19 protein-coding genes are annotated in these 19,534 nt (G+C 68.7%); 11 read left to right on the top strand and 8 right to left on the bottom strand.

What is annotated here, in order from left to right; all coding sequences use genetic code 11:
- Positions 1 to 91 precede the first annotated feature (91 nt).
- Complete coding sequence (locus tag AB0M70_RS31650) at positions 92 to 1,186, bottom strand: HAMP domain-containing sensor histidine kinase (RefSeq protein ID WP_365825294.1); 1,095 nt, start codon at positions 1,184 to 1,186, stop codon at positions 92 to 94.
- Positions 1,179 to 1,847, bottom strand: coding sequence for a response regulator transcription factor (locus AB0M70_RS31645; protein WP_365825292.1), 669 nt, complete (start codon positions 1,845 to 1,847; stop codon positions 1,179 to 1,181). The genes AB0M70_RS31650 and AB0M70_RS31645 overlap by 8 nt, the downstream gene beginning before the upstream one ends.
- Positions 1,848 to 2,012: 165 nt before the next feature.
- Between AB0M70_RS31645 and AB0M70_RS31640 the strand changes: the two genes are divergently transcribed.
- The 3 genes from AB0M70_RS31640 (at position 2,013) to AB0M70_RS31630 (ending at position 5,175) form a co-directional block, all read left to right on the top strand.
- Positions 2,013 to 2,663: a M15 family metallopeptidase gene (locus AB0M70_RS31640; RefSeq protein ID WP_365825290.1), complete on the top strand. Its 651-nt coding sequence runs from the start codon at positions 2,013 to 2,015 to the stop codon at positions 2,661 to 2,663.
- A 143-nt stretch (positions 2,664 to 2,806) separates the two neighbouring features.
- Positions 2,807 to 3,748 carry an endonuclease/exonuclease/phosphatase family protein gene (locus AB0M70_RS31635; protein WP_365825332.1) on the top strand — a complete coding sequence of 314 codons (942 nt, stop codon included), beginning with the start codon at positions 2,807 to 2,809 and terminating at the stop codon, positions 3,746 to 3,748.
- A 461-nt stretch (positions 3,749 to 4,209) separates the two neighbouring features.
- Entirely contained in the window at positions 4,210 to 5,175 is a 966-nt protein-coding gene (locus AB0M70_RS31630; RefSeq protein ID WP_365825288.1) for an ADP-ribosylation family protein, read from the top strand.
- A gap of 31 nt (positions 5,176 to 5,206) precedes the next feature.
- On the opposite strand, the gene AB0M70_RS31625 is transcribed toward AB0M70_RS31630, so the two are convergent.
- Both AB0M70_RS31625 and AB0M70_RS31620 read right to left on the bottom strand, forming a co-directional pair.
- A complete protein-coding gene (locus AB0M70_RS31625; RefSeq protein ID WP_365825286.1) occupies positions 5,207 to 5,368 on the bottom strand; it encodes a hypothetical protein in 162 nt (53 codons plus the stop codon).
- Positions 5,369 to 5,416: 48 nt separating this feature from the next.
- On the bottom strand, positions 5,417 to 5,866 hold the full coding sequence (locus tag AB0M70_RS31620) for a carboxymuconolactone decarboxylase family protein (protein ID WP_365825284.1): 450 nt from the start codon (positions 5,864 to 5,866) through the stop codon (positions 5,417 to 5,419).
- 82 nt (positions 5,867 to 5,948) lie between these two features.
- Between AB0M70_RS31620 and AB0M70_RS31615 the strand changes: the two genes are divergently transcribed.
- Together AB0M70_RS31615 and AB0M70_RS31610 are read left to right on the top strand one after the other, a co-directional pair.
- Complete coding sequence (locus tag AB0M70_RS31615) at positions 5,949 to 6,836, top strand: sigma-70 family RNA polymerase sigma factor (RefSeq protein WP_365825281.1); 888 nt, start codon at positions 5,949 to 5,951, stop codon at positions 6,834 to 6,836.
- A 22-nt stretch (positions 6,837 to 6,858) separates the two neighbouring features.
- Entirely contained in the window at positions 6,859 to 7,752 is an 894-nt protein-coding gene (locus tag AB0M70_RS31610; protein WP_365825279.1) for an NAD-dependent protein deacetylase, read from the top strand.
- A 72-nt stretch (positions 7,753 to 7,824) separates the two neighbouring features.
- Here the strand turns inward: AB0M70_RS31610 and AB0M70_RS31605 are convergent, their stop codons facing one another.
- Both AB0M70_RS31605 and AB0M70_RS31600 read right to left on the bottom strand, forming a co-directional pair.
- The gene (locus AB0M70_RS31605) at positions 7,825 to 9,573 is read right to left on the bottom strand and encodes an ankyrin repeat domain-containing protein (RefSeq protein ID WP_365825277.1); all 1,749 of its coding nucleotides are present in this window, start codon (positions 9,571 to 9,573) and stop codon (positions 7,825 to 7,827) included.
- A gap of 55 nt (positions 9,574 to 9,628) precedes the next feature.
- On the bottom strand, positions 9,629 to 10,267 hold the full coding sequence (locus AB0M70_RS31600; RefSeq protein ID WP_365825275.1) for an HAD family phosphatase: 639 nt from the start codon (positions 10,265 to 10,267) through the stop codon (positions 9,629 to 9,631).
- A gap of 194 nt (positions 10,268 to 10,461) precedes the next feature.
- Here AB0M70_RS31600 and AB0M70_RS31595 point away from each other — a divergent pair, with 194 nt between their 5' ends.
- The gene (locus AB0M70_RS31595) at positions 10,462 to 10,734 is read left to right on the top strand and encodes a DUF3253 domain-containing protein (RefSeq protein ID WP_365825273.1); all 273 of its coding nucleotides are present in this window, start codon (positions 10,462 to 10,464) and stop codon (positions 10,732 to 10,734) included.
- 15 nt (positions 10,735 to 10,749) lie between these two features.
- Here AB0M70_RS31595 and AB0M70_RS31590 read toward each other — a convergent pair whose 3' ends face one another.
- Complete coding sequence (locus tag AB0M70_RS31590) at positions 10,750 to 11,592, bottom strand: LysR family transcriptional regulator (protein WP_365825271.1); 843 nt, start codon at positions 11,590 to 11,592, stop codon at positions 10,750 to 10,752.
- Between the two features lie 72 nt (positions 11,593 to 11,664).
- On the opposite strand from AB0M70_RS31590, the gene AB0M70_RS31585 reads away from it, so the two are divergent.
- Positions 11,665 to 12,933 carry an MFS transporter gene (locus tag AB0M70_RS31585; protein WP_365825269.1) on the top strand — a complete coding sequence of 423 codons (1,269 nt, stop codon included), beginning with the start codon at positions 11,665 to 11,667 and terminating at the stop codon, positions 12,931 to 12,933.
- 73 nt (positions 12,934 to 13,006) lie between these two features.
- Here the strand turns inward: AB0M70_RS31585 and rph are convergent, their stop codons facing one another.
- Positions 13,007 to 15,697: a rifamycin-inactivating phosphotransferase gene (rph, locus tag AB0M70_RS31580; protein WP_365825267.1), complete on the bottom strand. Its 2,691-nt coding sequence runs from the start codon at positions 15,695 to 15,697 to the stop codon at positions 13,007 to 13,009.
- A gap of 477 nt (positions 15,698 to 16,174) precedes the next feature.
- On the opposite strand from rph, the gene AB0M70_RS31575 reads away from it, so the two are divergent.
- From AB0M70_RS31575 to AB0M70_RS31560, 4 genes are all read left to right on the top strand, one after another.
- On the top strand, positions 16,175 to 16,999 hold the full coding sequence (locus AB0M70_RS31575) for a PP2C family protein-serine/threonine phosphatase (protein WP_365825265.1): 825 nt from the start codon (positions 16,175 to 16,177) through the stop codon (positions 16,997 to 16,999).
- A gap of 142 nt (positions 17,000 to 17,141) precedes the next feature.
- Positions 17,142 to 18,221, top strand: coding sequence for an MASE1 domain-containing protein (locus AB0M70_RS31570; RefSeq protein WP_365825263.1), 1,080 nt, complete (start codon positions 17,142 to 17,144; stop codon positions 18,219 to 18,221).
- An 86-nt stretch (positions 18,222 to 18,307) separates the two neighbouring features.
- Positions 18,308 to 18,802, top strand: coding sequence for a hypothetical protein (locus tag AB0M70_RS31565; protein ID WP_365825261.1), 495 nt, complete (start codon positions 18,308 to 18,310; stop codon positions 18,800 to 18,802).
- A gap of 151 nt (positions 18,803 to 18,953) precedes the next feature.
- On the top strand, positions 18,954 to 19,430 hold the full coding sequence (locus AB0M70_RS31560; RefSeq protein ID WP_365825259.1) for a hypothetical protein: 477 nt from the start codon (positions 18,954 to 18,956) through the stop codon (positions 19,428 to 19,430).
- The last annotated feature ends 104 nt before the right edge of the window (positions 19,431 to 19,534 follow it).

The following is a 19,534-nucleotide window of genomic DNA, read 5'->3' as shown; positions in this document are numbered from 1 at the left end:
GACACCTTGAGGTGCTGGACCGGTATCTGCACCACCTGCCAGCAGCCGCTGCCCAGAAACCGCAGATCAGCACCAACTTAACGGAGTCCTACTAGCGGTCCGTGTCCGGTGCTGCCGCCGGTAGTTCCACGGTGATGCGGAGTCCACCCTCCGGGCGTGCAGTGAGGGTGAGTGTGCCGTCGTGCGCGTGGGTGATGGTCTCGACGATGGCCAGGCCGAGGCCGACGCCCGCGTGGTCGGTGTGAAGGCGCTCGGTGCCGCGCTGGAACGGTTCGGTGAGTGTCGCGACCAGGTGCGGAGTCAGTTTCTCGCCGGTGTTCTCGACCGTGAGCAGCACGGTGCCGGGACGGGCGCCGGTAGTGACCCACACCCTGCCCCGCCCGGACGGATTGTGCACGATCGCGTTGTGCACGAGGTTCATGGTCAGCTGCAGCAGAAGCGCCGGCGAACCGCTCGCGGGGGTGACGTCACCGCGGGTCTCGATGGTGACGCCGTTCCTTTCTGCGAGGGGGAGCAGTGTCTCGGTGGCTTCTTCCGCCATGAGGGACAGGTCGACCTGTTCCCGGGTGAAGGACCGCTGGCCGGCCCGGCTGAGCACGAGCAATGCTTCAGTGAGGTCGATCGCTCGGGTGTTGACGGCGTGCAGGCGGTCAAGGACTTCGCCGGTGTCGTGTGAAGGGTCGCTGCGGGCCACGTCGAGAAGTGACTTCGAGATGGCCAACGGGGTGCGCAGCTCGTGCGAGGCGTTGGCCGCGAATCTCCGCTGCTCGGCGACATGTGCCTCAAGCCGTGCGAGCATCGCGTCGAAGGCGTCGGCGAGTTCGCGAAATTCGTCCTGGCGGCCGGGCAGCTGGATGCGGTGCGAGAGCGACCCTGTCGCGGCAGTGCGGGTGGCCTCCGTGATACGGGTCAAAGGGGCGAGCATACGGCCCGCGAGGACCCATCCTCCGAGGAGGCCGAACACCAGGAGGAACACCATGACCGCGGCAGCGATGGGAGCGAACCCACGCACGAACGTGGTGCCCGGAGTCGCGGTCCATGCCCCCGCTTTGTTGGTCTGCAACCACCCCACTTTCAGAAGCCACCAGCTCACGGCGGCGAGCAGCAAGGCACCGGCGAGCAGGAGGAACCCGGCGTAGCTGAGGGTGAGCTTGAGTCGGACGCTGAGGCCGCGGGATCTATCCACCGTCGCCTCCGATGCGATAGCCGACGCCGGGCACGGTGGCGATGATCCAGGGTTCGCCGAGCCGCTTGCGCAGCGCCGAGATGGTGATGCGGACGGCGTTGGTAAACGGGTCGGCGTTCTCGTCCCATGCGCGCTCCAGGAGTCCCTCGGCGCTGACGACACCCCCTTCGGCGGCGATCAGGACCTCGAGGACGGCGAACTGCTTGCGCGTCAGCGCGACGTGACGGCCGTCCCGGTAGACCTCGCGTCGGAACGGATCAAGGCGCAGCCCCGCGATCTCACGGACCGGAGGCCGGCTGTGGGCACGCCTACGGTCGAGCGCCCGGAGCCTGAGGACAAGTTCCCGCAGATCGAACGGTTTCGTCAGGTAGTCGTCGGCGCCGAGCTCGAACCCCGATGCCTTGTCGTCAAGCCGGTCGGCCGCGGTGAGCATGAGGATCGGCATCCCGCTGCCGGTGGCGACGATGCGCTCGGCGATCTCGTCGCCGGAAGGCCCGGGGATGTCGCGGTCGAGTACGGCGATGTCGTAGGCGTTGATGCTCAGCAGTTCCAGAGCGGAATCGCCGTCACCCGCGATATCGGCCGCGATCGCTTCCAGGCGTAGGCCATCGCGAATGGCTTCCGCCATGTAGGGCTCGTCCTCGACGATCAACACGCGCATGCTCTCGATGCTACGAGTGGGCGCATATCGCCGGCGTATCGAAAACCGCATACGTGCCGGCAACACTCTGCTGCCTTGACTGGCGGCATGACGCGAACCCCACCATCAGCACGCACCATGCCCGGCCGGATGCCTCGACGCATGCCTCTACGGATGCCTCGACGGATGCGCCGGCGCCTTGCCGTAGGGCTGCTTGGCCTGCTCGGCCTGGCAGTCGTCATAGCGGCGATCACCGCGGCCCTCGGCGGGCGATTACTCAAGCCCTCGTCCTCCTCGGCCGCATCACCCCTGCACTCGCTCGGCAGCGATCGTGACCGTGACCGGGACCGGGACCGGGACGGGGACCGTCACCGCGATGCGCTCGGCGAGGAGGACGGCGTGGTCCCCGACGGCGTGACGGTCTTCGACGACACGACGCCGGCCGTGACCGGCCTGGACCCGGAGCTGCTCAAGGCCCTTCGCCGGGCCGCGACGGAAGCGTCGTACGACGGCGTCAAGGTCTACGTCAACAGCGGCTGGCGCTCCGCGGATTATCAGAACCAGCTTCTTCGCGAAGCGGTCGCCGAGCACGGGTCTGAGGACGAGGCGGCCCGATGGGTGGCCACCGCGGCGACGTCTCCCCACGTGTCAGGGGATGCGGCCGACCTCGGCCACTCCGAAGCCACGAAGTGGCTCACCGAGCATGGCGCCGAGTACGGGCTGTGCCAGATCTACAAGAACGAACCGTGGCACTACGAACTACGCCCCGAAGCGGTCGATCACGGCTGCCCGCGTACGTATGCCGACCCCACCGAGGACCCGAGGATGCAGCAGTGAACGTGAGCGAGCGAGAACAGAGCGTGGTGCAGGTCGACACGGAGGAAGAGGCCAGCCAGGGCCACGAGCGCGACCAGGGCGACCAGGGTGTCCGCGGCCGGCCGGGCGGGCCGGGCTGGGCGGGCCCCTGGAAGCGTGGCCCGGTGCTCGCCGCCCTGGCCCTGCTCCTGGGTCTGTTCATGCTGCTGCACACACAGATCACGAACTACGGGGGCCTCGGCAGCCTGGTGGAGACCTTCCTGCCATGGTTCGGCCTCTTCGTCCCCGTGCTTCTGGCGGGTGCGCTGTGGCGTCGCTCCGCCTCCGCGGTTGTCGCGCTGCTGGTACCGGTCACGGTGTGGCTGAACCTCTTCGGCGGGATGCTCACCGACAAGTCCCACCCCGGCAGCGACCTCACCGTGGCCAGCCACAACGTCGGCGCCGACAACCCCGACCCGTCCGGCACCGCCCGCGCGCTTGCCGCCTCCGAGGCGGACGTACTGGCCCTGGAGGAGATCAGTGCCCAGGCGAAGCCGCTGTACGAGAAGGCCCTGGCGAAGACGTATCCGTATCACGTGGCGAAGGGGACGGTCGGGCTGTGGAGCAAGCTGCCGCTGTCCGACACTCGGCCGGTCGACACCGAGATGGACTACGGACCGCTGGGGGACAGCAAGCCGGCCGACGTCAAGCTGGCCTACAACCGCGCGCTGCGCACCACGGTGGCCACGGACCAAGGTCCGCTGGCGGTGTATGTGGCCCACCTGGGTTCCGTACGCGTGGTTCCCAGGGACGGCTTCACGACGGACGACCGGGATCGCGGCGCGAAGGCGCTCGCCGAGGCCGTCGCCGCCGAGCGGAACGAGCGGGTGGTCCTGCTCGGCGACCTGAACGGCACCACGGATGACCGCGCGCTGGCCGGCATCACCTCGCAGCTGCGGTCGGCGCAGGACGAGGCCGGCGATGGCCTCGGCTTCAGCTGGCCGGCGTCCTTCCCGGTGGCGCGGATCGACCAGATCCTGGTCAGGGGTGTGGAGCCGGCGAATGCGTGGGTGCTGCCGGAAACGGGCAGCGACCACCTGCCGGTGGCGGCCGGGATCAAGTGGTGACTGACGCGAAGCTACTGGTGACTGATGCGAAGCAATGGGTGCTGACGCGGCGAGCGCAGTTGCTCCGGGGCGAAACGCGTTTTGCGGCGACTCGGTGGTGGAAGGGGAGGTCCTTCGACCTCCCCAGGCGTACAGCCCTCCCCTTCCAGCCTTCGCCGGGTGCCCAGCCGCGCGGGATCCATGCGCGCCGGGGCGATCATTCCCCGGGCTTGTTTGTCAGAGGCGTCCACTACTGGGGCGTGACGGACTCCCTGGTCGACCGCAGCCGGACTGACCCCCTCTGAGAGAGCCATCCGACAGGCGCTCACCGGGTCGGCTCTCTTCGCCTGCCTGATGCGACCTGACCACGGTGGGGTCAGCAACGCAGGAGGAGGCCGTGTCGACCGTGCGCGGGGTTTCGATAACCTCACCTTTCAGCGCAGAGATTCGGCGTACGTACGCCACGACATGGGGGCTTTTCGATGAGCGGCAACTCACAGGATCCGGCAGCACGAGCCGCCGTCGAAGCGCGCGTTTTGCGGGACTGGGGCCTGGAGCTGCCCGAGTCGATCTTCCGGTTCTGGCGGTTCCTTGAGTCACTCGGCCCGGTGGAAGAGCGCGCGCTGGGGGATATCGGGATCAGGCCGTTCGGCATCATGGACCTGTTCGCCGACCCTGAGCGGATGCCAGTCGAGAACATCGACGTACGCGTGCACGGCCGCTACTACCGGGACCCGCCCGAGTTCCTGACCTTCATGCACGGTGGTACGGACGGCCTGCACTACGGCCTGTGGTTCGACGACGGTCGCACCTGCAGCACGGTTGCCTCCTACTACAACAACGACGGCGACGGGATCGACACCACCGCGAGCACGCCGCTGGAGGCGGTACGCGCCCTCCTCGAACGAGTCTGGCGTGACATCGAGGACGACGTACGAGACGAAGAGGCGGACGTACGACGCGATCACTTGGCCCAGCTGCGTGCCGCGCTGACCGCCGAGGAGACGGGGGACCGGCCCGAAGTCGGTCTCGCCTACTCCTCGAAGTACGACAGGGCCACCGGACCCGTGGACCCGGACCGGATCACCACGCTGGACGGAGCCGGCGGGCTCGCCTCAGGCGCCTCCACCCTGGACCGCCCCGGGCACCGCGGCGCCGACGAGTACAAGTTCGCGACCTACATGTACGACCTGTTCGACGATGCCGCCGCCTTGCGGGCGAACGTGGAGGACGCCCGCCGCCGCTGCGCGCAGGGCGATCCCACGGAGGCGCTGCTCCTGGGGCGCGACCTGCACTGGGCGTCGGCGGGCGACCCGGACCGCGAGGCCCTGGCGCACGAACTCCTCGTCCTCGCCTATCGCGCGCTGGACCGCCCCGCGCTGGAGGCCATCGCGGAGGCGCACCACCGGCACCGTTCCCTTCCGAAGGTGGACGTGCTGGCGACGTGAACCGCGGGGCTGGGCAGGGACGTACGCCCTCTCAGACCGCGACCAGCAGTGGGCGAGCGTCCGCGCGGCCGTAGGCGAGCACCTTCGCAAGGACCGCGCGGAAGCCATCGCGGTCCGAGATGCCGGCCTCGATGAAGTCGCCGTCCGGGTCTATCTCTGTGCCGGCTTCACACGCGACGAAACGGTAGGTCATGACGCCGTTTCTAGCAGGCCCTCCGTACAGGGCCGTGCCCCGTGCGCCTCACCAGGTCTTGCCGGCCTGTTCCCGGGTCGTGCGGTTGATGCGGTTGAAGAAATTGGTCAGCGCGATCTCCATGGTGATCGCGCCCAGTTGCTCCTGACTGAAGTGTTCGGCGGCGGCATCCCAGATCTCGTCGGTCACGCCCGCTGCGCCGTCCTGGAGGCGGGTGGCAGCCTCGGTCAGTTCGAGCGCTGCGCGCTCCTGCTCGGTGTAGAAGGGGGTCTCGCGCCACGCGACCACGTGGTGCAGCCGGTCGTCCGTCTCGCCCGCCTTCTTCGCCCCCGTGACGCTGGCGAAGACGCATGGCGCGCAGCCGTTGATCTGGCTGGCGCGCAGGTGGACCAGCGTCAGCAGGTGCTGGTCGACACCACCGGCGGCAATCACCTTGTGGAGGTGCTGGATCGCGGTGATCAGGTCGGGACTTACCGCGCTCTTCAAACGTGCTTCCATCGGTCTGCTCCTTCATCGGTTACCTGAGCCCGTTCGGGCCCGTCATCACCTACGACGGAGCAGCTCTGAGGAAGGTAACAAGATGCGCGACACCAGCCCGGCGAACCCGACAGACCCCATGGCCGCGGCGTTCGAATCCCAGCGGGACCGGCTGCGCGCGGTAGCCTACCGCATGCTCGGATCGCACGCCGACGCCGAGGACGCCGTCCAGGAGGCATGGCTGCGGCTCTCCCGCCAGGACGCGGCGGCCATCGACAACCTCGCCGGCTGGCTGACGACGGTGGTCGGCCGGATCAGCCTGGACGTCCTGCGCTCGCGCCGCTCCCGCCCCGAGGCGCCCTACGGCGACCAGCTCCCCGAGCTCGTGGTGACCCTCGACGACGGGGTGGTACCCGAGGAGGACGCGATGCTCGCGGACTCGGTCGGGCTCGCGCTCCTCGTCGTACTCGAGTCGCTCCGGCCGAACGAACGGCTGGCTTTCGTGCTGCACGACCTGTTCGCGGTGCCCTTCGACGAGATCGGCCGGATCCTCGGCAAGTCGACCGACGCCACCAAGATGCTCGCCAGCCGCGCCCGCAGAAAGGTGCGGTCGACCGAGCGGCCGTCGGGCGTCGGGCCAGGACAGCGTGAGGTGGTCAAGGCGTTCTTGGCGGCGGCTCGGCTCGGTGAGTTCGAGGAGCTGCTGCGACTGCTCGACCCCGACGTACAACTGACCGTCGACACCCCCGACGGTGTGGCCGTCGTCCTCGGCGCCTCCAAGGTGGCCTCGGGCGCGAAGCTGGCCGCCGGTGCGGCCGCAGTGGGGCATGCGGCGATCGTCAACGGTTTGCCCGGGGTCATTTCCTGGCACGAGGACGGCACCCCGCTGTCGGTCCTCGCGTTCACCGTCGTCGACGGGCGGATCACCGAGATGACGGCAGTGACCGACCCGGCCAAGCTCGCGCTGATGGACCTGCCTGCCCCGGCGTGAGCGCGGACGTAAGCTGGCAGGCATGCGGATGCGACCCACGTTGACCTGGGAGCCCACTGCCGGTCTGCTCCCGGCCTCGAACGACCTCACTGCTGTCGTCGAGGCGGTGCGCGCGGGCCAGGTCGTGGTGCTGAGCGGTGCGGGGCTGTCCACGGAGTCGGGCATCCCGGACTACCGCGGCGAGAACGGTTCCCTGCGCCGGCACACGCCCATGACGTATCAGGAGTTCATCGGCGCCGAGCACGCTCGACGGCGGTACTGGGCGCGCAGTCAGCTGGGGTGGCGGGCGATGACGCAGGCGCGTCCCAATGCCGGTCATCGGGCCGTGACCGCGCTGTCCGACGCGGGCTTCGTCACCGGCGTGATCACCCAGAACGTCGACGGGCTGCAGCAGTCGGCCGGGGCCCAAAACGTCATCGAGCTCCACGGAAGCCTGAGCCGGGTGGTCTGCCTGACCTGCGGGCGAGGCAGCACCCGAGCGGAGCTCGACCATCGGCTGAGGGAGGCCAACCCGGGGTTCGAGGCCGCCGCCGAGCGCTATCGTGCCGCGCGGGTCAATCCGGACGGCGACGTGGAACTGCCGGATGAGGCGGTACGCGAATTCCGGGTGGTGGCGTGTGCGGCCTGCGGCGACGGGGTGCTCAAGCCGGACGTCGTCTTCTTCGGCGAGAACGTCCCCCCAGCACGGGTCGCGGACTGCCGCCGCCTGGTCGATGACGCCGCCGCCCTGCTCGTCCTCGGCTCCTCCCTCACCGTCATGTCCGGCCTGCGCTTCGTGCGCCAGGCGGCAGAGTCAGGCACGCCGGTCCTGATCGTCAACCAGGGCCCAACCCGAGGCGACCGCTGGGCAACCCAACGCATCGAACTACCACTGGGCGAGGCGCTGGCGACCCTGGTGGCGAAGGTGTGCCCCTGAGGGTATGCGACCAGGCAGGTCGTGCACCTCAGACGTGCACCTCAGCAGGTGCTCTTCTCGGCGGCGGATCTCTCAGCGGCGGAGTCGTGCAGGCAGCTCCACCCAGCGGCGCGGCGAGCGGCGGTCCAGGGCCTCCTGGGCGTTACTGATGCGCAGACCGGCTGACGCGGCGGCGTAGGCGAGGATGTTGGCGTCGTGCGGGAAGGTGTGCTGTCGCTGCCAGAAGCGGAAGTGCCAGTGGCTCGATGGATCCGACTCACCCGGCGGCAGGCCGATCTCCTCGCGCACTACGACTTCACCGTTGCGGGCCAAGGTTCCGTAGGTACCGCCCTTGGGGTTGAAGTAAATGCCGTACGCCACGGTGTCCGCGGATATCGCTTGCAGCAGGGTGTCGTCGCTCGGCATGTATCCCTCTTGGGTGATCACACAGCCGCCCGGTGTGCCGGCCACGCTTGTCACCCCCACATAGCGGAGGGTCGCGTCATGGTCCGTCAGGGCGAAGGGGGCGTACTCAAGACCCGCCGTCGGGCATCGGGTGGGGTCAGCGCTGAGGCGGAGGATCAGTTCTTCCTCACTCAGTCCCCGTACGAAGCAGAGGCCGAGTCCCTCGGTCCACAGTTCTTGCTCGCCGCAGGCCGCAATGAGCGCGTCCGCCTCCCGGAAAGCAGCGGCTTCGTCGGCGGGCAGCTCCACCCTCCCGGGCAGTTCCGCGACAAGTCCTGCGAGCGATGTGGTCATCAGTAGCCGACCCGGCGACCACGGTCCCGTCTGCGGTGTCCACACGTCGGCCCCAGCGGCGATCAGCGCACGGACACTGGCCTCGTTCACGGTGCAGGCGGCGTACCACAGTGGCGTGTGCTCTTCCTCGTCGTGAGAGTCGGCTCCGGCGCCGTGGGACAGGAGTGCGGTGACCGCTTCAGCTGCCTCGCGCTCCGCCGCGAGGTGCAGAGGAGTCGTACCTTGGACGCGTGCGTTGGGCGGCGCGCCGGCGTGCAGGCGAGCCCGGACCACCGCTGCGTCCCCCCAATCCCCGTAAGCCATGCGTTCCCAGTCGGGCCTGGGAAGGTAGCGCAGCCGTTCTTCCTCCTGGCGGCGCAGCATCGTGCGCTGGTGTCGTGTCAGCGGCGGAGCCAGAAAGGCGGGCGGTCCGTCCGTCTCGAAGGTCGCGAAGGTCTCCGGTTGTTCCGCCGGATCGGGTGCTTCAAGGCCTGGCCAGATTTCGAGAGCCCTCGCCGACGCGGCGACCAACGCAGCGGCATCGATCGGCGTGCGCGTCTCCGTGATGCCCTCGTCCGGCCACTCGACGACCAACTGTGCCTCGCCGGGCGGGGGAAGTTCCGGCAGATACAGATCGATGTCGCTCTTGAAGAGAGAGCGGCGGGACCTGTGCAGCCCGGTGTCCAGCCGGATCAGCCCGACGGCCTGATCCGTGACAACCGTGGTCTCCTGGCCGTCCGGCCTCGTCCACTGCAGAGGGCGTTGCACCTTGGCGTCAAGTGAGGTCACCCGGCGCCCGTCACAGAACAGCAGGCCGATCCGGAGCCCGGACTGCCGTCCGCCCTCAGTGCTGGACCATCTGGCGCTGCGAAAGACCGACAGATGCAAGGTCGCCGCGTGCGGCCACAGGGACCAGCCCGTCATCGCCACCCGGGCGTGCGCCCCGGAACCGACCACCGCCAACTGCGAGTGCAGCACCGGTGCGAACCACTCGGTGGGCGGTGTGAAGCGTGCAGCGTCACTTCCCGGCGGACTCAGCCGGACCAACGCGGTGCGTTCTGCGGCCGGTTCCTCGGGTAACACCAGATCATCGAAGAATCCCATGCGGAGATCGTGGCAGAGAGGTCTGACATCGACCGGTGCCGAAGCCGGGCCGAGATCAGAGGGGCGAGGCACCTTGTGGCGCTCGAGGACCGGCAGCAAGGTGAGCTGCGATGCGATCGATCGTCCGGGTGTTGTCCTCGAACCGATGCCCCTGCATGCCCACCGCCTCGGCGGCTTCGACGTTGACCGCGACATCGTCGATGAACAGGCAGTCTTCCGGGAGCACATCCAAACCGGCGCATGCGGCCTCGAAGGCTCGCGGGTCCGGCTTGGCGATGCCGATCTCGTGCGAGTAGACGATCTGTTCCACCAGGTCGTCAAAGTGGTACAGCGACGTCTCCCGCGCCCGGGCGCCGACGAAGCTGTTGCTCAGGATGCCCAGGCGGCATCTTCCCCGCAGCTCCCGCACATAGGAGATGAGGTCGCCATTCGGCATCCCCAGGTACTCCGCCCACAGATCGGTCATGAAAGCCGATACCTGAGGTTCGTCGAGACCCAGGCGCGCAGCTACCTGCTCGTGCACCTCACGTTCGCTGATGCTCCCGATGCTTCCGGCGTGCCACACGTCGTGCATCCGCTCATGCACTGAGCCCGCCGGCAACTTCATCTGTTCTTCCCACCGTTGAATCCACCCCGTTTGTGGCGTGACCTCCAGCACGCCACCGATGTCGAGAATGACGCAGGTCTCGCTCATGCGGCCCCCTCTTCTTTCCGCCGTAGAGCGCACTCAGCATCCACTGATCGCCCGCTCCTGTGATCAACAAAGACACTGTTGTTCGACTCCCGGGGGTGGGGTCAAGCGATCTTGGACTGTTGTGACAGTCCCGTCGCGAGCCGAGGGGGGCGGACGTGCCCGGCTTTCGGTGTTGGTGGTGCCACACTGGCGTCGTGAGCGACAAGGAACGGCCGATCGAGCAGCGCCTGGAGCGTGTCATCGTGGAGTTGCTTGACGGGCGTGCGGCAGATGCGACCATCTGCCCGTCCGATGCCGCGCGGGCGGTGTACGAAGGGGACGGTGACGGCTGGCGTGAGCTCATGGAGCCGGCCCGTCGCGCGGCCCGGCGGCTGGTGACGGCCGGCGAGGTGGAGATCACCCAGGGCGGCCGGACCGTCGATCTGGACAAAGCTCGCGGTCCGATCCGTATCCGCCGCGTTCGCTGACTGCCGCGCTCGTCCTCAGAGTGTGCGTCGTAGCGCCGTCTCCACCGCGTCGATCAGTGGATCGCCCTCGGTTCGTGGGTGTCGTGCGAGGCCCAGTTCGATGTCCGGCAGGGTGGGCAGGGCGTTCGTGTCGTGGCCGACCATGCTGGGTTCGAGGTTCGTGGGCATGAGTGCGGCGACGCCGAGCCCGGCCCGTACCGCGGCGAGTACGCCGACCAGGCTGTTGCTTTCGAACGCCACCCGCCAGCTCCGGTCGGCCCGTTCCAGGGTCTCGAGGACCGACGTACGCCAGGTGCACGGACCCGAGAAAAGCACCACGGGCAGGGGATCGGCGGTCACGTCCACGCCTTGGCCGACCGCCCAGACCAGCGGGCGGCGGACCGTCCAGCGCGGGGGTGCGGGCACCACCGGCACCTCGTCGAGCACGAGTTGTACGCGGCCGGCCTCGTACGCCTCGCGCATCTCGGCGGTGGAACAACTGAGCACCTCCAGCGTCGCGCCGGGGTGCAGTCGGGCGAGGTCGGCGAGAGCTTGTGGAAGCTGGGCCGCGGCGAGGTCTTCGAGCAGCCCGACGCCGCAACGGCCGGTCAGCGCGCGCCCGGTCTCGGTGAGGGCCTGGGCGCTGAGCGAGAGGATGCGTTCGGCGTACGGCAGGAGCTCCTCGCCCGCCCGGGTCAGTGAGACACCGGACGGCGATCGGTAGAGCAACGGGCGGCCGACGGCGCTCTCGAGCTTGCGGACCTGCTGACTGAGCCCCGGCTGGGTCCTGCCCAGCGTGGTCGCTGCGCGGCTGATGCTGCCCGCCCGAACGACGGCGACGAATGACCGCAGCAACGCGGTCTCAAGGTCCTTGGCCATAAATAATTACTATGGCAGCTCCAGCGAAATAACCTCTACCTATGTCGTGACGCGGGAATTAGCGTCACACACGTGACCGGATACCGACAGATACTCGCCGTGCCAGGGATGGCACCGCTGCTGGGCATCTCCCTGCTCGCGCGAGCCGCGATCACGGCTGACGTGATGGCGCTGACGATGTACGTCGTGCTGGGTCTGGACATGAGCTATGCGGCGGCCGGCGGTGTCGCGGCGGCGCTCACCACCGGACTGGCGCTCGGCGGGCCGCTGCTCGGCCGCATGATCGACCGGCGGGGCCTGCGCGTGGTGGTGCCGGTAACTGTCGTGGTCCAGGTCGTGTTCTGGCTGAGCGTGCCGATCCTGCCGTACGGGACCCTGCTGGGCGCCGCCTTCGTGGCGGGGCTGCTGATGGTGCCGGCTCAGCCGGTGACCCGGCAGGCGATCGCCGCGATGACGACGGCGGAACAGCGCCGCCCCGCCTTCGCGCTGGAATCCGTGCAGGGCGAGCTGTCGTACATCATGGGCCCGCCGATCGTGATCCTCTGCGCGGCGCAATGGTCCCCGGAGATGGTGGCCTGGGGTGTCGGTGCCGCGATCGTGGTCGGGGGCGCGGGCATCGCCCTTCTTAACCCGCCGCTGCGCACCAAGGACGAGGCGGGCGCCGGCACGGTCGTACGCCCGCGTCGCCGGGAGTGGCTCGGCCCGGGCATGATCGCCATGCTCATGATGGCATTCGGCACCACGATGCTCCTCAGCGGTACCGACCTGGCCATCGTCGCCACCCTCAAAGAAGCCGGCCAAGTGTCCTGGGCCGCCGTGGTCGTGGCGACGTACGGCGCTGCCTCTGTCGTCGGCGGGCTCGTCTACGGCGTGCTGTCCCGGCCGGTGCCGACATGGCTGCTGCTGGGTCTGCTCGGCCTTGCGACCATCCCGGCCGGACTGGCCCACGACTGGCCCTGGTTGTGCGTGGCCGTCGCCCTTTCGGGGCTGCTCGTCGCGCCGACCCTTTCCACGGTGGCCGACGCGGTGATGCGACTCGCGCCGGCCGGCGTACGTGGTGAGGCGACGGGCCTGCAGTCCTCGGCGCTGAGCGCGGGTTTCGCGCTCGGAACGCCGATCGTCGGGGTCGCGATCGACGCCTCCGTGCCAGGGGGCGGCTTCGCGGCGGCGGGGCTGGCCGGCCTCGCCGCCGCACTGGCCGGATACCTGCTGTCCCGCGGCTCACGGGCCCGAACGCGGCCTTCCCCCGGGGAACTTGGGCTCCCCGGGGGAAGGGACATCGATCCGCACCCGACCTGCCCGCCCCGTATGCGCGAGACCGGCACCCGGCCTCGCGGATGAGGTCAGGTCCGCCGGAGCACGGCACCACCTCTCGGCGGGGCCGGTTTGGTGCGGTTCGGTTTGACGGGGTCGGTCAAGGCAGGATCTCGATGTACCCGTCGGTTCCGTGGACGCGGATACGCTGCCCGTCACGGATCAGGCGGGTGGCCTGCTCCACGCCCACGACAGCCGGCAAGCCGTACTCACGGGCGATCACCGCGCCATGGGTCATCAGGCCGCCCACCTCCGTCACCAGGCCCGCGATTCCGACGAACAGCGGGGACCAACTGGGGTCCGTGAAGGAGGTGACCAGGATGTCGCCCGCTTCGAGATCGGCCTGCGACATGTCGAGGATGACGCGGGCCCGTCCCTCGATGGTCCCCGCCGAAACCGGCAGGCCGACCAGAGCGCCGGCCGGCACGTCGTCGCGCCGGTACGCCCCGGTGAGGGCCTCCCCGTCCGACGTGAGCACGCGGGGCGGGGTGAGCGCCTGGTACGACCGGAACGCGTCTTTGCGCTGCGGGATGAGCTGGTCGTCCAGCTGCTTCGAGCGCACGACCTCGTGGAGTTCCTGGAACGTGAGGTAGAAGATGTCCTCTCTCTCGGGCAGTACGCCTGCGCGCACGAGGCGTTCCGCCTCGTCCAGGAGGGCCTTCTTGTAGACGAAGTAGCGGCAGATGATGCCGTACTTGGGGTACTCCCGGTAGCCGATGAAGGTTCTGATCCGGTCGATCATCTCCTTGGTCTCGTCGGCCTTCCGGTCCCCGTCCGGCAGGGCCCGCAAGCGCGACAGCACTTCCTGTTCCTTCTGCTGCGCCCTCTGCCGCCCCTGCTCGAAGCGCTGTTCGGCGGCGCCCGGCTCGAAGTTCCTGACGTTGTCGAGGATCACGGGCACGAGCGTGGTGGGGCACTCGCTCCAACGCGGCCTGGTGATGTCGATCTCGCCGACGCAGCGCATGCCGTACCGGTCGAGGTAGGCCTGGATGGCGTCGCGCGCCTCGGTTCCGCCCGCGAGCTTCGGCAGCTCGTCCAGGAAGCTCTCGTCCTGGACGCCCTGCAGGAAGGCCACCACCTCCGGATGCGGGCGGATCACGTCCGCGACGTCGAGCAGCGCCAGTCCCATCTCCGACGTGATGTTGTCGGGGGCGGACAAGGTGAGGGTGTCGGCCGCGTTCTTCTCGCCCAGCCACTCCTGCAGCTTCTCGTTGAGCCACCAGGTGGCCTCCATCCCCGCCATGACCGCCTGCATGCTCAAGGGGTCACCGAGGACTCGCTTGTGTTCCTCGAAGGCCTCCAGGAGGAAGTCGAACAGAGCAGGTCCGGTCTTCGTCCGGACGTCGCGCTCCAGGGCGGCGACAGACGCCTCGCTACGCTTGATCAGTTCGGTGACGAGGGCTGGGTCGGTCGCGATCGGGGCTGCGGGCGCAGCGCCGGCCGGTGGCCCGGCTGGGGCCGCGTCCGCGAGCGGTGGGGCCTTCGGGGGCGGCGGGACCTCCACGAACGACGGGATGAGGTCGTCGCGGTCGATGACGGTCTCCAGAGCGTCCCTGACCAGCGGATCACCTTTCCCCATGAGATCCAGGAGGACGGTGCGGCTCGCGGGCGAGGCCAGGCGCCGGGTGACGTCGACGAACAGCCTTCCCCCTGCCTCGTGCATCTGCACCATGGCCGTCAGCTGCCACATGGAGTACCCGAGGGGCTTCATGGCGTCGGTCATCATCTGCTGGTGGCCGACCGAGACGTAGACGTGATGGTCCTGGTCATCGGCCTCCGGGATGGGGTAGAGGGTGGTGATCGGCCGGCTCTGAACGATCTGAAATGCCTCGCTCACGGTCTTGCCGTCGCCGTCGCCGTCGCCGTCACTGTCACCGTCATCGTCTTCGGTCAGGCACCATTCGATGTCCTGGGGGCGGCCGAAGTGCGCTTCGATGCGCCGCCCGATCCGTACGAGCTCCAGGACCTGGTCGTCCGTCAGTGCCGGCTGCTCCTGCTGCGGTGCGGCGACGCTCACTTCCTGCGTGCCGCCGGTGGGCAGGGGCTGCACGGCACGCTGTTTGGCGGCGATCGTCTTGGCGACGACTTCGCCGTGGCGCACCTTGAAGGTGTCGGGGTTCACCAGGCCGGAGACCAGGGCTTCGCCGAGACCGAAGCCCGCGTCGACCGTGGCGACCTTCCGGTCGCCCGTGACGGGGTCGGCCGTGAACAGGATCCCGGCCGCACGGGGGAAGACCATCTGCTGCACGACCACGGCCATGTGGACCGTACGGTGGTCGATGCCGTTGCGCCGGCGGTAGGTGACCGCCCGCTCGGTGAACAGCGAGGCCCAGCACCGGCTGACGTGCTGGAGGATCGCCGTCGGGCCCCCGACGTTCAGGTACGTGTCCTGCTGGCCGGCGAAGGAGGCCGTGGGCAGGTCCTCTGCCGTCGCGCTGGACCGGACGGCGTAGGCGGCTTGCTCGCCGTGCCGGGCGAGCGCGTGGGTGATCGACGTCGCGAGATCGGCCGGGAGGGGAGTGTCCTCGATGGTCCGACGGATCTCCGCACTGAGCGTGCGGATCTCTTCCCTGTCGTCAGGGTTCACACGCGCCAGCCGGTCGAGCCGCTCCTCGAGCGACGGCGCTTCCGCCATGGTCCGCCGGAAGGCGTGCGTCGTCACGCAGAAGCCTCGCGGCACGCGGATGCCTTCGATCCGCGAGAGCCCGCCCAGGTGCGCACCCTTACCGCCGACGACCGCGACCTGCGTCTCGTCGACTTCTTGCAGATCCAACACGTACTGCTCAGTCACTGCGTTACCTCCGGGGCAGCCGCGCTGCGTTGTACTGGGGTGGGACTTGTTCGACGTACTGGGGTGAGACTGGTTCGACGTCACCACGCGGCCGTGCGGTCGACAACGGGACACGGATGTCGTGCCCTGATTTCCGCAGGTGGTGGCGTCGGCGGATGATTCTGCGCCGTGATGGGGGCCTTGTGGCAAGCCCCCCACTGGGATATATCTTGAGAGTGGCAAGGAGAGGTCTCTCCTTGCCTTTGCTTTTTTCTGCCGTACCCGCAGCGACTACCTGTGACCACCGCAGCCGGCTCGGACTCCCGTCGGACTGCTGTCGGACTGCCGTAGGACACCCGTCGGACTGAGGGTGGAGGCCCGACAGGGTGCGTGCCCGGTCATCTCCGGGCAGAGTTGATGGCGAGGTTGTGCCAGTGGTGCACCAGGCGAGAGACAGCTGAACCGACGCGAGGTGCTCTCGCGGAACCGGGGCGATCGATGTTCCGTACGCAGGCGGCCGACGACGGCGACGAGCTGCTTGCCAGGCTCGGGGCCCTGACCGCCCGGGCCCGGGAGCTCGCGGAGATGCAGCGCTCCCGCGTCGAGCTTGCGGTGGCCCTGCAGCGCGGCATGCTCCCGCACGACCTCCCGGAGCCCCCGGGCGTCCGGCTGGCCGTGGGCTACATGCCCGCCAACCACGGGCTCAATGTCGGGGGAGATTGGTACGACGCCTTCACCATGCCCGACGGCCGTATCGGGCTGTCCATCGGAGACGTGCAGGGGCACAACATCAAGGCCGCCGCGTTCATGGGACAGGTCCGTGTAGGCCTGCGTGCGCTGGCCTCCGTCACGGGGGACCCGGGGGAACTGCTCAGGCGTACCAACGACCTGCTCATCTCCCTGGGCGCGGACCTTTTCGCCACGTGTACCTTTCTGCGGCTCGATCCGGCGACCGGCGTACTGGAGTGCGCTCGGGCCGGCCACATCCCCCACATCTGGGCCACGGCCGACGGCCGGTCCGGTGTCGACGAAGGAGAGTGTGGGCCTCCGCTCGGCGTGCTCGAAGGCGCCGAGTACCCCGTGGTGTGCCACCGGCTCACCACGAACGGGGTCGTGGTGCTGCTGACCGACGGAGTGGTGGAGGGACCGTCGCTGAGCCTTGACGAGGGCCTGCGGCGGGTGATGCGGCTCGCCGAGATCACCACCGCTGCCGGTCTCGGCATCAACGCTCTCGTCGGCGGTGTGATGCGGCTGGCGGACACGGTGGGGCATGAGGACGATGCCGCCGTGCTTGTGGTGGGCCATGACGGTGGGGCGCTGTAGCGGTGCCGGGGTTGGTGCTGGTGCCGGGGCCGGGGCCGGGGCCGGTGTCGGATCGCTGAGGGAGGCTGCGTACGCGTCGCGGCTGGACCCGGACAGGGGTCCTCACATGGCCGAAGTGGTCCCCTCGGTGTCTGATGGCCCTGTGTTGGTGACTCGACGGTTCCGGCGGTTCCGGCTGTCCCTGGAGGTAGTACTCAAGACACTGGCCGTGGCCGCCTGCTACTACGTGGCCGGGCGTCTGGGGCTGCTCGGCCGGCTCACCGTCGAGGGAGTGATCGTCACACCCATTTGGCCGCCTACCGGCGTCGCCGTCGCCGCGCTGCTCGTCTACGGCGTGTCGATCTGGCCCGGGCTCGCCGCGGGTTCCTTTCTCGTGATCGCGTCCCTCACCACACCCCAGCTCACCACGCTCGTCACCGTGGCGGGCAACACCATCGGCCCGCTGTGCGCCTACCTGATGCTGCGCCGGGTCGGTTTCCGGCTAGGCATCTCACGGTTGCGTGACGGCCTGGCCCTGGTCTTCCTCGGCGGGCTCGGCGCGATGCTGATCAGTGCCACGGCGGGGGTCGGGCTGCAGGTGCTGACCGGCGGCCTGGACACGGGGGAGTTCTGGTCGGTGTGGCTGGCCTGGTGGGTGGGCGATGCGATGGGCGTCCTGCTCGTCACTCCGCTTCTGCTCGTGCTGGTGGGCGCCGCTGGGCCGCTGCGGCTGAGGCGATGGAAGGAGATGCTGTGCCTGGGCCTCGCAGCCGTGGTCGTCGTACCACTGGCGGTGCTCGGCCACCTCAGCCTGCTTTTCCTCGTCTTCCCGCTGCTCATCTGGGTGGCGCTGCGCTTCCAGTTGGCCGGGAGCATGCTGTGCGCGTTGTTCGCGTCCGTGCTGACGACCTTCGAGGCGAACAAGCAGCAGGGCGCCTTCCAGGACCTGACTGCTGTTGAGGTCATGACCAAACTGCAGGCGTTCAACGGCGCCACTGCGCTGACGGCGCTCCTGTTGTCCGCCATGGTCGCGGAACAGCGCGCCACCCGGCGGTCGGTGAAGAGTGCCTGCGGGGAACTCGCGGAGGTTTTGGAGCACCTGGCGGCGGGGGAGACCCCGCCCGAACTGTCCCCCCGGCACGTGGCCGCGCTCCATCCCGACGACGGAACGGCGCCGGCGACAGACAGTCTCAGCCATCGTGACGCCTCGCCGACACACCGCCGACGGGACATGGACGTGTAGGCCCGTACCGCCCTTGCCCCGTCCTGGTGGCCGTCATCGGACTCGCACTCTCCGGGTGTGCGCAGGCCTCGTCGTACGGTGTGCCTGTGGGCAACGTGTTCAGTGACGCTACGGAAAGCCTGTACCTGTCCAACGGCGGGACAGCGGTGTTCGTCAACGTGCTGATGCTGGCGGTGTCCGATCTCGTCGATGACGAGTGGGACTACCGCTTCGCCTCCCTCTTGTCGCTGCAGGACCAGAACATGATGGGGCGCGGGGCTGTCGGATTCGACCTGCGAGACATCGCATGGGGCACCACGGATAGCGAACGTGTCAGGTCGAAGGAGTTCGTGCTGCGCGCCACCGCACTCGCGTTGAGCGGCCACCGCTGGAGCGAGCTGGACTACGAACCTCCCTTCGCCCGTGACTACCTGCGCCAGTTCCAAGCGATGGTCGAGTCCTTCGAGCCGACCGGAGAAGTTCGTCGCGCCGGAGATTTCCCGGGAGCGGACGAACGTGCGGTTGCCTCCTGCGCACTGCACCGGATTCTCAGCGCGCTCCCGTACTGGGAGGGCTGTTTCCTCTGCACCGAGCCACCCTAGAGAGCGCGGAACGTAGCGCGGTGAAAGGCGTGTTGAGAGGCAGGGGCCGGGGCCGGTTTCGATCTAGGGCGGCGAGCCGGCGCCTGGGATGATCTCCGGCATGGTCGACTCTGCCCTCTGGATTTCATCGTTGACCGCCGGGACCGCAGTCATGGCCAGCTGGGTCACCAGCAGAGGGACCGCCAGGGCCGCACAGATCCAGGCGGCCACCGCCGAGCGGATGCAGCGCTCCGTGCACGTGAGTGAGGTGCGAAGAGCCGCCTATGTGCGCCTCATCGAGCAGGCGCACAAGATGGCCGAGTTGTACTGGGCGGTGTCCGACATTCACGCGGCCGGCGGCACCCGCGCCGAGCAGGTGCCCGCGCTGAAGGAGATACGGGTCGGCCTTCGGGAGGCGTACAGCAGGCTCCGCCACTGCATATGGGTGATCAGCCTTGAAGGACCGGACGACGTCGCCGAGGCCGCGGAGACACTGAGGCTCGCGACCAGGCCCCCGTATCGCGTACTGGACGAGGCGATCACGGACAACCCCGACGCCCTCGCAGCCTTCGACCAGTACTACGACCCCTTCTGGCAATCCCTCCTGGCTTTCGTCGCGACCGCTCGGGTTGCGGTACAGGATCTGTAGCCCTCGGGCTCCCCTGGCGGGAACGCGCACGCATAAGGGTGACTTGAAGCATGAAGAGTGGTGAGCCTGGACTGGGGAGTGGTGGATTGTCGCTAGGGTGGTGG

The organism is Streptomyces sp. NPDC051214 (assembly GCF_040682375.1).
Taxonomy (GTDB): Bacteria; Actinomycetota; Actinomycetes; order Streptomycetales; family Streptomycetaceae; genus Streptomyces.
The sequence above is the reverse complement of the archived record's forward strand: the minus strand, read 5'-3'. Positions and strand labels throughout refer to the sequence as shown.